Here is a 12,257-nt window from a genome sequence, read left to right as displayed (position 1 = left end):
ACATATAAGGAAATGCGTGGATTTCTTTCCCGATATAATCGAAAGCAGCGAAAACTTGCAGCGGGAGTTCCCCCAAAACCCAAGGGACGACCCAGGAAAGGCGAAGTCCGGGAGCCAAGTATTGCAGAATACAAATATGAGATCGAACGGCTGAAAATGGAAAATGAACTGCTGCGGGATTTTCTGCGGTCCACAGGAAGGAAGTGAGAGCAAAGGCGAAATATGCCGTGATTTACTGTCATCGGGAAAAGTATCTGATTTGCCGGATGTGCAAATTCTTTGGTGTTTCCCGGAGTGGGTATTACGCTTACATTCATAAGCTGAACCGTCCAGATCCAAACCAGGCAATCATAGACCGGATTGCCCAGCAGCAGAAAAGGTGCAAAAACACATACGGTTATCGCCGGATGCATCTGTGGCTGGACAAAAACGGTTGTTACAGGAATCCTAAAACTGTCCTCAGACTTATGAAAACAAACGGATTGCTGTCTGAAATACGCAGGCGCAGGCAGTGGAAGCAGCTGGGGCAGCAGATTCACAGATACGAGAATCTGCTGAATCGGGACTTTCATACAGAAAGACCTAACAGCAAATGGGTGACCGATATCTCTTATATCCATACAGAGCAAGGCGTCCTGTACCTGTCCATGATCCGGGATCTGTACGACAACAGCATTGTAGCTTACAAAACAGCAACATCCCAGACTGTCAACCTGGTGCTGGATACCATTCGCCTTGCTATGAAGAAAGAGAAAGTCGCTGGGGAGTTACAGCTCCACAGCGACCAGGGGTTTCAGTATACCTCACACGGATATTTTAAGCTGACTCAATCTTACGGCATTACGCCTTCCATGTCAAGACGCGGAAACTGCTATGACAACGCAATGGCCGAAAATTTTTTCGGTATCCTGAAAACAGAATGCATCTACCGCCAAAAGCTCAAGACATTTCAGCAGGCCAACGATCTGATCGACGAGTACATCCACTTTTACAACTATGAGCGGCTCCAGACAAAGACTGGCCTGGCTCCGCTCTCGCTTCGCCAGGCCAGTCTTTGATTCGTTTACTTCTACCCCTTGCAGGCCTCTTTTTTGTACTGTCCGCACAATATGGGGCGGTTCATTTCCCGGAGACCTCCCAGCCGTTTTCAATCGTATCCTGCCAGCTTTCGCCGCAGGTATTCTTCCAGATTGTCAAGCCCTACCGCCTGTACTTCCGGCAGCACTTTTTCCAGCACTGCGCCCTCCTGAATGAGCCGCCTTGTCCGGGCTTTTCGCTCCTTCACCCGATCCCGTGCCTGGGCTTCCTCCAAGCGGTGCTTTGCCTGCAACAGTTTCTTTTCTTCACTTGTCATAGATTTACCTCCGTTTCTGCCAGATCAGGTCATAGCCCAGCACATCAGCCAGCTCCACAACCTCCTTGTAGCGGATAGATTCCCGCTGGAGCTTGGCCGACAGGTTGGAAACGCTGTTCGACCAGCCGTATTCCTCATGGAGCCGGTCAACTACCTCCTGCATGGTGTATCCCGCCCGGACGATCTGTGCCTTAATCTCGTTGCGTACCGTCATCATAAAAAATCCTCCTAAATTTACTTGATAAAAAAGCGAAGCCGGTATGCCCTCTGGCATAACCGCTTCGCTGTGTCGTGAAAAATTCTCTCGTCAACAAATCCGTCCAGAATTGCCGGTGTGATGTCCTGTCCACAGGTCGCACCTTCCGACTTTTCTGTTTCGTGTGATTTGGCTTGAAACCGTGCAATTTCCCATGGTTCCATGCACCCGGTTCACCGGGGTGAGAAGCACTGTTTCGCAAAATGATTTCTTCCAACCGTCAAATACTTTTCGATTCCCACTTGCCTTGATTTAGCATGGGGATTTGATCGGTGATTCTGACTGGTATAGCCGTCGAATTGCTATAAAAGGGAGAACAACGGTCAATCAAAGCGTACGTACGTACAGCGTCCTCACAAACTCCACATCCTTCGCTTCCGGCTAAAGCCGAAAGCTCACTCGTTCCGTTGCTCGTCCTTTCCCCAACGGAACCGCTTTACAGGGTTCCGCTGGGGGCCCCAGTATTAACGCCGCCATTCCTCCGGCACATCTTCCGGTACGTACGTACGCATCGAATCACCGGAAAACACTGATATATGATTTCTCACTAATACCTCAATTCCCAGAAATCCACGCACCCGCCGTCCGGCTGCGTTGGTCACATTGTTGCAGTATTCCAGATTGTAGCGGCTCTGGCAGGCGATCAGGGCTTCGCTGAAGCTGCGTGGCTTCAGGGCAGGCAGGTTGTTTTCGGTGCAGTAAATCTGATATGCTTCATACAACTCTTTGGAGCTGGCGGACAGATCGGCTTTCAGGTGAACATACCCGTCAGAATCCAGAAAATCATAGACATTGTTGTTGTCCCGTTTGACTGCTTCCCGGTTTTCTCTGGTGCGGTCACTTTCGGTGAACTTGAAGTTGTTTGCGGCCAGCCGCTGCAATCCCTCAAAAGCCCAGAGCAGGATGCCCTCCACCTCGGCTTTCATCTTCTCGGCAAGGTCGGGATCATCCATACGGCCAGCAGGCTTTTCTTTTGTAGTCAACACCAGCTGGCGGCGGTAAAATCCGTCGCTCCGGTCAAACAGCGCCTGCAAATCTCCGTTGGAGAAGGCCAGCAGCCGGGCGCACATCCATCCCTGATAGCTCTGCTTGCCCTTGCGCTCCAAATCCATCTTGCCCTGGGCGGTCACGATGGACTTTACATAGTTGGTTTGTCGCAAGGCTTCCATTCGCATATCGTCATCCACGCACAGGAGGATATGCTCCAAATCGGCACGAGCAAACCGGTTCTCCGATATTTTCCCGATGCTGCCGTCCTTCATGTTGGAACCGAACAAAGTTCCCAGCACAGCGCCGATCTGTGACTTGCCTTCGCCGCCGCTGCCCTTAATGACCATTATCCGCTGCCCCTTGTTGCTGGGAATCAGGCAATAGCCGATATATTCCTGCAAGGTGGGGATGTCCTCCGGGTAGAGCAGGCCATCCAGAAATTGCAGCCAGAGAACAGGTTTCGGGGCATTGGAGTTGTAGGCCACGTGGAAACGATTGCGGACAATTTTTGGCTTTCTCTCCACAAAGGTCCCGTCCAGAAAGAGTGTCCCGTTGGAAAGATGAATCCGATCCGGCTCTGGGGGAAAATCCTCCACCAGCGCCGCCAGTTTCATCAGCTCCACAATGTTGCTGATTTTGCGGGGAATGTTGCTGACCGCACAGCATTTCAGCTCCTCAAAAATTTCTCCTCGCAGGGGTAGTTCGTCTGTCACACGGCCTTCGGGCGTGAAAAAAGCCCCGTTTGTGAAGATAATCTTGTGCGTCTGCAAGAACTCCTCACAAAACAGGACTTCGTTGATGCTTTTGCCATCGAACCAGACGGGCATCCCGTCAAGCTGCGTTTTGTTTTTCGTAGGCACCGTCCTCCTTTTTCAGTCTGTCCAGCCGTTCCTCCAAACCGGCAATCATGCCATCCTTGTTCAGCATTTCCACGATTTTCACCCGCTGTTCCAACTCGGCGGCAATGAGCAAATCCGCCAGATACTCCACATAGTCCAACATCTGACAGGCTTCCACAAACCGGTCATCTAAAATATCCTCCGGCGTTTTCGGTGCGTACTGCACCTTCCAGCGTTCCAGAAGATGCAGATAATCGCACAATACCCGCAGGCAGCGCACTTCCTCCTGCCGGTATACTTTCAGCAGGGGACGCTCCGGTTTAGGCAGAGAGATTGCTGCTGGTGGCTTGTCCGGGTCAATCCCGAAGTCATGAGCCAGCTTTTTAGCCGCCTCGTAGCTGCTCAGACCAAACAACATCGCCACAAGGTCGATCACGTCGCCGGTAGCTCCACAGCCAAAACAGTAAAAATACCGTTCGTTCAGCTTCATGCTGGGGTGTCGGTCCTCATGGAACGGACAGCTGCACATCCCGTTTCGGTTGACTTGCAGCCCATAGTGTTCCGCCGCATCCGGCACACAAATATTCTGTTTTACCAGTTCAAAGAGTGTCATGAAAATCCCTCCGTTTCAGGGCATAAAAAAGCGGCCTGCCCAGTTTGTTGGGGCAGGCCGCAGTCTTTATGCAGTTTGTGATGTTTCCATTTCCTTGGCTTTCCGCTTTTCCTGCCGGTAGAATTTCTCCCGGCAGGCGGGTTTGCAAAATTTAGCGTTGGGGCGGACAGACTGGAACGGCTCTCCGCAGCACTGGCATACCAGCTGGTACGGTTCACCCGGAACGATGAGCCCCTCGGCAATCTTCTGTTTGCGCTCCTTCTGGCGCAGATACTTTTCATGGTCACGGATGCGCTTCTGGCGGCGCTTTTCCTCCGCAGCCAGTTCTTCCTCGGTGGGTTCGGGCATGGGCACTTCAAACTTCCCGATAAAGTTCAGATAAATCTCGATTTCCTGCACCCGTTCCCCGGTGCTTCTATCCGGGGCATGGACCAGAATTTTCTCCACAAATTCATGGAGCATGGGGGCGGTCAGCTCGGAAAAATCCGTGTACTTTTTTGCCAGGGCCAGGAACTTGTCGGCACGGTCGGTGTCCTCGTTGAACTGGTCAAGGCTGGCCTGATCGCTGGCAAGGGTCTGTTCCAGTTCGTCCTGCTCCTTCTCATATTCAGCGGACAGCATCTCGAACCGCTTTTCCTCCAGTTTGCCCATCGCATAGGTTTCGTACAGCTTTTTAATGAGCACATCCAGCTCGGCGCTGCGTTTGCGCTCCTTGGCGACCTTGCGTTTCAGCTCCTTGGCCGCTTCCTGCTGGCGAACCTGTGATATGCTGCGAACCTTCTGAATGAATTCCTCCTTGTTCTGGATGGCATAGCTGGCGGTGGAGCGGATGGTTTCCAGAATCAGGGCGTTCAGGGCTTTGGTGCTGACGGTGTGGGAAAAACACATCTGGGTTTCACGCTCAAAGGTCAGGGTATAGGTGGAGCAGTTATAGAAGTCGGTTCCATACTCCCGCCCGTCCTTTTTGCGTTTGCCCCGGTGGTTATACATCTTGGCTCCGCAGTCGGCACAGAACACAAGGCCGGTCAGGGGATTGGCGACGCCGGTGGTATCCGTCCGGCGCACCGTCCGCTTCACCTGCTGAGCCAGCTGCCAGGTTTCCGGGTCAACGATGGCTTCATGGGTATTTTCAAAAATCAGCCAGTCGGACGGGTCATTTTTTACCCGCTTATCCCGGTAAGACTTCTTGGAAGAACGGAAATTGACGGTGTGCCCCATATACTCCGGCTTGGTCAGCATGGAGCTGACCGTGAAGCCGTACCAGTCATAGGGACGGCTGGTGTCCACAGTATTCTTCCGGCTGCCTCTGCCGTTGCGGGCCAGATAATAGGCGGGGCACTCCACCTTTTCCTGTGTGAGTATCTTGGCGATCTCATGGGGGCCGTGCCCCTCCACCGCAAGCCGGAAGATCCGCCGCACCACGGCAGCGGCTTCCTCGTCCACCAGCCAGTGGTCCTTGTCCGACCGGTCTTTTTTGTAGCCATAGATGGCGTTGTTGGTGGTGGGCTTGCCCGCCTTGCCCTTCACCCGGTAGGCCGCCGCCACCTTTTTGGACTGGTCACGCAGATACCATTCGTTCATGATATTGAGAAAGGGTGCAAACTCGCCGCTGTCCTGTTCCTCGCTGTCAATGTTATTGGCGACAGCAACAAAATGAACCCCATTCTGTCGGAACATTACCTCGGTGTAAAAGCCGGTTTGCAAGTAGTTTCTGCCAATCCGACTTAGGTCCTTACACAGCAGATGGGCCACCTTTCCCGCCTCGATGTCCGCCACAAGGCGTTTCCATGCGGGACGGTCAAAGTTGCCGCCGGACCACCCATCGTCTGTGTAGTGGACGATATTGGTGTAGCCCCGCTGTGCTGCATAGCTTTCGAGATAACGTTTCTGGTTCAGAATGGAGTTCGAGTCGCCCGTGAGGTCATCGTCACGGGACAGGCGCTCATAGAGCGCAGTGATTTTTTCTTCCGTCTGTCTGTTTGCCATATCAGGCGCTCCTTTCAGACGGACGGCTCATTTGTGGCAGTTCCATTATACCACATTCCGGCTGGTTTGCCAGCCCGTCATTGCGGATCAGCCGCAGAATTTTATCTTCCATCGTTTCCTCGGCGGTTTCGCTGAGGTAGACACGAACTTTATAGGTGGTGTTGCCAATGTGCCGGGTCAGAAACACGGCATTTTTATCTGCCATAGAACCTCTCTTTCTTGCGCTTTCGGCGCATCCGGTGTATACTGTTGTTATAGTTCCGTTGTTTGTAACCCGCGATTGTGTTACTTCCTTTTTGTGTCAAGCCTGAACATGGCGAGTGCCCCCCTTTCTCCTGCGTGAATGAGAAAACGTAACCTAAGTAACTTGTTTTTAGATTACTCTTTCACTAATGGGAGAAATCCGGGGTGCAAAACGGAACCATTTTTGAAAAATCGCAAAATATTTTTTGAAAAGAGGTGGGGTCATGGCGTATCTGTCTGATGACGAGCTTCTGGATACCGAGGTTGGCTTCACCGGATGGGACGATGGGACAGACGCTGGAGAAGCGGAAACGCTGGAACAGGCGCTTGCAGAAGAACGTCTGGCCGAGCTGGAAAACGAGCTGGAGCAGGACGAGCATCCCATCGACTACGAAGCGGAGCTGGAGGACGAGGAAGAAGAAGCCGCCCCGGTCAGTGATAAGCGGCTGAAACGGGAGATGCGGGCTGAGGCCATACGGCGGCTGGAGGAAGCGGCCCGCACCGAAAAGGATTTCCGGGCCGTGGTGGAGGAATGGAACAAGCTGGACCGGAACCGGGAGCGCCGGGAACGAGACCACGAAAACCTTCGTGGGGATGTGCCGCTGGAATATCAGGCGGTGCCGGAACCGAAGCTCATTCCCCGCTGGATGAACAATCCCGCATACCGGCAGCTGATGGCCGGAAACTTTCTGGACATCCTGTTTGACTGCCCCTATGAGATGCACAACCTGACCGCCGATGCCTTTGTTTCCCGCATGGTGGAGGAACTGAGCGAGGAACACAAGGAAGTTCTATATTTTCTCTCTTTGCGGCTGTACAGCACCACCCGGCTTGCCGCTGTGCGTGGGCAGTCTGACCGCAACATCCGCAAGCTGCGGAAAACCATCCACAAGAAATTGCAGCGCCAGATGTATGACCATATGTGCGGCAAACAGGAGCATGGCGGCAGCTTGACCTTGCGGGAACGCCAGTTTTTGGAGGAATACTCGAAAATCGCAAGGAAACAGGGCAAGGATGCCGTGATCCGGCGGGAGAACAAGTCCAAGCGCAGAAAAAAGAAAAACCGCCCCTGATAATTGGGACGATTAAGGAGAAAGGGCGTGTATGATGAAAAATTCATTTGAACAGTCCCGTTCCCATTGGGTGCGGTACGATCACTATGAGCTGAAAACAGCGGAAGATGGCAAGCGGTATATCACCCCCGGCAAGAGCGCAAAGCCGGATGTCTACAATCCGCTGAAAGAGGTCCCTGGCATTGTGCTGGATGCCCTGAATGTGGGGATGCTGATGATGGGACGCAAGCCGGAAGCAGAAGTGGAAAAGGCGGTGATGGAGTTCGTTACCCGGTACGGCCTGCTGGGGCTGATGACCGCCCTGCCCACCACGCCGTCCTTTATGGACTATGAGGCGGTATACCTGCCCAAAAACCACTTCATTAAGGAAGAATCCATGGCGACAGACAAATACCTGTCCCTGTTTTATCCTTTTGACCAGCTGGACTTGGTGAAGAAAGGCATAGAATCCACGTGGAATGTGTCCGGTGACCGGACCATGATTGCACTGACCATGACCTTTATGGACGAGCCAATGGCGAAGAACATGAGCTTTCAGCGGGAATATGCGGAACCCTATGGCTGGGTTGCCCAGCAGCTTAAGGACTGGGCTTTTACGCTGACCACGGCCATTTTGTACTACAATGACTATGATTCCATCGACGAGGACGCACGGGGGCTGTATCGCAAGGCCATGGCTGCGTTCGGCGGGATCGCCCCCAGCTACCACATTGAGCTGCTGGATAAGCCCACCATCTATTGGGATTTCCATTCGCTGCTGCTGGGCATCCAGATGATGTTCAGCTTCATGCTGGTGGACGGCGACCAGCCCCTGCGCCTGTGTAAGCACTGCCAGAAGGTGTTCCTGGGCAGCCGATCCAACGCTGCCTTTTGCAGCCCACGGTGCAAGAACCAGTACAATGTCTACAAGAGCCGTTCTAAAAAGGGCGGAGATGAGGAGGAATGATACGCTATGGAAATTCTGAAACTCAGGGAACACAGCGAACTGGCATCGGAAGCCGCAGAGTGGTTTCATTCCAAGTGGGATATTCCAGTTGAAGAATATGCGGGAAGCATACAGGAGTGCTTGACGGGCAAAAGCATTGTTCCGCAGTGGTATGTTGCAGTCGAGAATCAGCAGATTATTGGTGGTATTGGGGTCATCGAAAACGATTTTCATAACCGCAAGGATTTGACGCCAAATGTCTGCGCGGTATATGTTGAGGAAAACTACCGTTGTCAGGGAATTGCAGGAAAGCTGCTGGAATATGTTTGTGAGGATATGCGTTCATTTGGCCTGGAAACCTTATATCTCATTACAGACCACACAGGCTTCTATGAGCGCTACGGATGGAAGTTCCTGTGTATGGCGCAGGGCGATGGTGAGGTAGATTTGTCGAGGATGTATGTTTATGATTTGAAATAGAAACGGTTATCGTTAAAAATTAGACATTTGGAGAGACCCGATAAATCATTTTGCGTTCGATTGGAGCGGCATTTATTGGAATCCAGAATTTGAAAATAAAGTAAACACCAAAGGGAGCTGCATGGATAATAGAAATGGAGATTATATATAAAAACTTACAAGAGAATGAGATAAGCCGAGAGCTATTTAGACATTTTGTACGGCATCAAACTGTTGTTAAATGTAGGCGAAAAGAAAACGGAAAATGGATTATCAAAGATGATCCGTTTATTGACGATTGGAGCGAAGCGGATTATAAATTCCTGGTTTCCTGCTTGAGAAACACAGCAGCAACAGGTGGATTGGTATATGCTGCTTTCTGCGAAGGGGTGTTGAAAGGTTTCGTGTCAGTTGAACCGAAACTTTTTGGGGGAAATCACAGATACCTTGACCTCTCAAGTATCCATGTGTCAGAGGATATGCGAGGAAAAGGGGTTGGCACTGCACTGTTTCGAGCAGCGAAAGAATGGGCAAAGGCACATGGAGCAAAAAAGTTGTACATCTCAGCCCATTCAGCCGTTGAAAGCCAGGCATTCTATCACAAAATGGGCTGTGCAGAGGCGGCTGTCTACAATCAGTCTCATGTAGAAACCGAGCCGTATGACTGCCAGTTGGAATGTAAAGTATGTGAGGATGACAGTTGATGAAAATAAGCAAAATTGAGGATAATAAAAAGAGATACATGAGCCTGCTTTTTCTTGCGGACGAGCAGGAAGATATGATCGACCGGTATCTTGAAAAAGGTACGATGTATGTTTTGGAGGAAAATGGCGTAAAAGCGGAATGTGTTGTTACTGACGAAGGCAGCAAAGTTCTTGAAATCAAGAATATTGCTGTTCTGCCGGAATGCCAGCGCATGGGCTACGGAAAACGGATGATTGAGTTTATTGAGCAGACATACCGTGATAATTTTCGTATTCTTCGTGTGGGGACGGGTGACAGTCAGCTGACGCTCCCTTTTTATAAGAAATGCGGTTTTATAGAAAGCCATCGTATCAAAAACTTTTTCACGGACAATTATGATCATCCTATCTTTGAATGCGGCGTTCAGCTTATTGATATGGTATATTTGGAAAAGAACTTACTATGGGAATCCAATACGATTCATCGAAAGAAGTAAATGGAATACCTGGCATTTTGTAAATGAATTACAAAATACAATCCAAACTTACCAAAACGATATGGAGGTGACGAGGAATGAGCGAGGAACAGGGGCTGACCCCGTATGAAACCAGAGAAATCCTCTTTTACAAGACCGAAAACGGAGAGGTGCGGGTGGAAATCCTGCTCTTTCAGGAAAATCTCTGGCTGACGCAGGCAAAAATGGCAGAGCTGTTCGAGGTGCAGAAAGCGGCCATTTCCAAGCATCTGAAAAAAATCTTTGAATCCGGCGAACTGAGCGAGGATTCAGTTGTTTCCAAAATGGAAACAACTGCGGTGGACGGGAAACGGTATCAGACCAATTATTATAATCTGGACGCCATCATCGCTGTGGGGTATCGAGTGAACTCCAAAAAGGCGACCATGTTCCGCATTTGGGCAAACCGGGTGTTGAAAGAGTTCATCATCAAGGGTTATGTGATGGATGACGCACGGCTGCGGGAGCCGGAAAACTTTTTCGGCAAGGATTATTTCGAGGAACAACTGGAGCGTATCCGGGACATCCGGGCCAGCGAGAGAAGGTTCTACCAGAAAATCACGGACATCTATTCCCAGTGCAGCGCTGACTACGATGTGGAAAGCCCCATCACAAAGGAGTTTTTCGCAACGGTGCAGAATAAGCTCCACTATGCGGTCACCCATCATACCGCCGCTGAGATCGTATACGGCCGTGCCGACAGCACCAAGCCCAACATGGGGCTGACCACATGGAAAAACGCCCCCAAAGGCCGCATCCGCAAATCGGATGTCACCGTTGCTAAAAACTATCTGAACGAAACGGAAATGCGTAACCTGAACGAGATTGTCACCATGTACCTGGACTATGCGGAACGGCAGGCCCGCCGTGGAAATGTCATGTATATGGCCGATTGGGTCAAGCGGCTTGACGCATTTTTACAGTTCAACGAGGAAGATATTCTGCATGATAAGGGCAAGGTGACCGCCGCCATTGCCAAAGCCTTTGCCGAGAAAGAGTTTGAAAAGTTCCGGGTTTTGCAGGATCGGACCTATCAGAGCGACTTTGACCGGCTGCTTGCGGAAACTTCGGATGCCCTGACAGAATAACCATATACACAGAAAGCCCACGCCTCCGGTTCTCTTTCCGGCTGCGTGGGCTTTTTCGGCCATCGCCTATTTCTTGTTTTGCAGCTGTTCATGGGCTTCCTGCTGGACGATCAGCCCCGCTGAAAAGCCATACTTGAAATGGCTCTCACTTTCCTCGCACTGAGCGATAGCGTTCTGCGCCCGGAGTTCTTCCACCAGAGCATAGTCCTCTTTGCTGAGCCGCTGGGATAACTGCTCCATCAACGCCGCACAGGTTTGGACTGCCTTGCGGTATTCCGGGGACGTGGGCACTACCGTTTCACAGGGATAAAACTCCCCGTTATACATGGCTTCCAAAATCATTGCGTTCCCTCCCTCAGCAGTAGACTAGCTCAGCTAGGACAATTTCCTCGGCTCTGTTGTGGATAGAGTTCATGGAGCGCACCCATGCCATCTGGTCGGCATATTTCAGGGCTTCTGTGACGCCCTCTTGCTGCATCATGGCTTTTTCGATAATTTCCAGCCGCTTCCGACAGGCGATGTCGATTTCCTCCAAATGGGGAAACAGTTTTTCAGTGACAATGAGATCGGTATACAGAATGGGCCGGTGTTCTTTTAAGTAGGCACGGCGCAACCGGCCATATTTCCCGATATGGTACTCTTTGGTGTCCAATAACACAAGGTCAGGAATGAGATAATCGCCGCATTTGGTGTAAGTCAGTTCCATACAAGACTCCTTTCGTGGGAATGTGGTTGACAGTTACGGTAGGTTTGAGGGCATCCCTCCTTTATCATAACTGTCTTTTCATTCGCCACAAATGAGCCGCCAGTCATGATGTAATGTTTTTTGGCGTAATCCACCCTCTATACATTACATCATGGTTTGAGATCGAGTTGGATTCGCCTTGCAGCTCATCGTCGTGGCTCAGGCGTTCGTAGAGCGCAGGATAGCGTTCGGATTTCCTTGCCACTAGGATCACGCTCCTTTCATCGTTGAATCGTCCATTTTAACATCTTCCAAACCGGTTTGAATCAAGCGATATTAAAATTCTGTCTGCATTCTATAACACCCGCAGCCAACTTATAAAGACGGTATTGCCGCACCGCAAAGTGGTTCGGCTGCCGCTCTCCCAACTTTTCAAACATGATATCCACCGGGTTCTGATACTCCTCGTCATCCTCCCGGACCTCCATCACATTCAAAAATTCCAGCAGCGTGGCGAAGTTTTGTTCTTCTTCCGGGGCCTCATAGTG

15 protein-coding genes and 2 pseudogenes are annotated in these 12,257 nt (G+C 51.0%); 8 read left to right on the top strand and 9 right to left on the bottom strand.

Annotation, left to right across the window (positions count from 1 at the left end):
• Together B5G28_RS14865 and B5G28_RS13110 are read left to right on the top strand one after the other, a co-directional pair.
• Positions 1–207, top strand: a pseudogene (locus B5G28_RS14865) (imidazolonepropionase); the annotation flags it as partial.
• Positions 204–1,058, top strand: a complete 855-nt coding sequence (locus B5G28_RS13110) for an IS3 family transposase (RefSeq protein ID WP_144265554.1) — start codon at positions 204–206, stop codon at positions 1,056–1,058. The pseudogene B5G28_RS14865 and the gene B5G28_RS13110, both read left to right, overlap by 4 nt.
• 89 nt (positions 1,059–1,147) lie before the next feature.
• On the opposite strand, the gene B5G28_RS13105 is transcribed toward B5G28_RS13110, so the two are convergent.
• The 6 genes from B5G28_RS13105 to B5G28_RS13075 form a co-directional block, all read right to left on the bottom strand.
• Positions 1,148–1,354, bottom strand: a complete 207-nt coding sequence (locus B5G28_RS13105) for a DUF3847 domain-containing protein (RefSeq protein ID WP_087235256.1) — start codon at positions 1,352–1,354, stop codon at positions 1,148–1,150.
• Positions 1,355–1,358: 4 nt separating this feature from the next.
• Positions 1,359–1,571 (bottom strand): phosphoribosylglycinamide formyltransferase, encoded by a 213-nt coding sequence (locus B5G28_RS13100; RefSeq protein ID WP_087249510.1) that lies wholly within the window; start codon positions 1,569–1,571, stop codon positions 1,359–1,361.
• 503 nt (positions 1,572–2,074) lie between these two features.
• A complete protein-coding gene (locus B5G28_RS13090) occupies positions 2,075–3,427 on the bottom strand; it encodes a phage/plasmid primase, P4 family (RefSeq protein ID WP_087249508.1) in 1,353 nt (450 codons plus the stop codon).
• Between the two features lie 4 nt (positions 3,428–3,431).
• The gene (locus B5G28_RS13085) at positions 3,432–4,052 is read right to left on the bottom strand and encodes a CHC2 zinc finger domain-containing protein (protein WP_087249506.1); all 621 of its coding nucleotides are present in this window, start codon (positions 4,050–4,052) and stop codon (positions 3,432–3,434) included.
• A 66-nt stretch (positions 4,053–4,118) separates the two neighbouring features.
• A complete protein-coding gene (locus B5G28_RS13080) occupies positions 4,119–6,038 on the bottom strand; it encodes a recombinase family protein (RefSeq protein ID WP_087249504.1) in 1,920 nt (639 codons plus the stop codon).
• 1 nt (position 6,039) lies between these two features.
• On the bottom strand, positions 6,040–6,243 hold the full coding sequence (locus B5G28_RS13075) for a transposon-encoded TnpW family protein (protein ID WP_007885061.1): 204 nt from the start codon (positions 6,241–6,243) through the stop codon (positions 6,040–6,042).
• Between the two features lie 262 nt (positions 6,244–6,505).
• Here B5G28_RS13075 and B5G28_RS13070 point away from each other — a divergent pair, with 262 nt between their 5' ends.
• The 6 genes from B5G28_RS13070 (at position 6,506) to B5G28_RS13045 (ending at position 11,024) form a co-directional block, all read left to right on the top strand.
• A complete protein-coding gene (locus B5G28_RS13070; protein ID WP_087249502.1) occupies positions 6,506–7,354 on the top strand; it encodes a hypothetical protein in 849 nt (282 codons plus the stop codon).
• A gap of 31 nt (positions 7,355–7,385) precedes the next feature.
• Positions 7,386–8,300: a hypothetical protein gene (locus B5G28_RS13065; protein ID WP_087249500.1), complete on the top strand. Its 915-nt coding sequence runs from the start codon at positions 7,386–7,388 to the stop codon at positions 8,298–8,300.
• 6 nt (positions 8,301–8,306) lie between these two features.
• Positions 8,307–8,759: a GNAT family N-acetyltransferase gene (locus B5G28_RS13060; protein ID WP_087249498.1), complete on the top strand. Its 453-nt coding sequence runs from the start codon at positions 8,307–8,309 to the stop codon at positions 8,757–8,759.
• A 134-nt stretch (positions 8,760–8,893) separates the two neighbouring features.
• Entirely contained in the window at positions 8,894–9,442 is a 549-nt protein-coding gene (locus B5G28_RS13055; RefSeq protein ID WP_087249496.1) for a GNAT family N-acetyltransferase, read from the top strand.
• Complete coding sequence (locus B5G28_RS13050) at positions 9,442–9,918, top strand: GNAT family N-acetyltransferase (protein ID WP_087171134.1); 477 nt, start codon at positions 9,442–9,444, stop codon at positions 9,916–9,918. Before B5G28_RS13055 ends, B5G28_RS13050 begins: the two co-directional genes overlap by 1 nt.
• A 77-nt stretch (positions 9,919–9,995) precedes the next feature.
• Positions 9,996–11,024 carry a virulence RhuM family protein gene (locus B5G28_RS13045; RefSeq protein WP_087249494.1) on the top strand — a complete coding sequence of 343 codons (1,029 nt, stop codon included), beginning with the start codon at positions 9,996–9,998 and terminating at the stop codon, positions 11,022–11,024.
• Between the two features lie 66 nt (positions 11,025–11,090).
• On the opposite strand, the gene B5G28_RS13040 is transcribed toward B5G28_RS13045, so the two are convergent.
• The 3 genes and pseudogenes from B5G28_RS13040 to B5G28_RS15275 form a co-directional block, all read right to left on the bottom strand.
• Entirely contained in the window at positions 11,091–11,366 is a 276-nt protein-coding gene (locus B5G28_RS13040) for a DUF6809 family protein (protein WP_087171132.1), read from the bottom strand.
• Positions 11,367–11,379: 13 nt separating this feature from the next.
• The gene (locus B5G28_RS13035; RefSeq protein ID WP_087249492.1) at positions 11,380–11,730 is read right to left on the bottom strand and encodes a TnpV protein; all 351 of its coding nucleotides are present in this window, start codon (positions 11,728–11,730) and stop codon (positions 11,380–11,382) included.
• 341 nt (positions 11,731–12,071) lie between these two features.
• Positions 12,072–12,257, bottom strand: a pseudogene (locus tag B5G28_RS15275) (type IV secretory system conjugative DNA transfer family protein); the annotation flags it as partial.

Source organism: Faecalibacterium sp. An77 (assembly GCF_002161315.1).
Taxonomy (GTDB): domain Bacteria; phylum Bacillota; class Clostridia; order Oscillospirales; family Ruminococcaceae; genus Faecalibacterium.
This window is presented reverse-complemented; position numbering and strand designations above follow the sequence as displayed.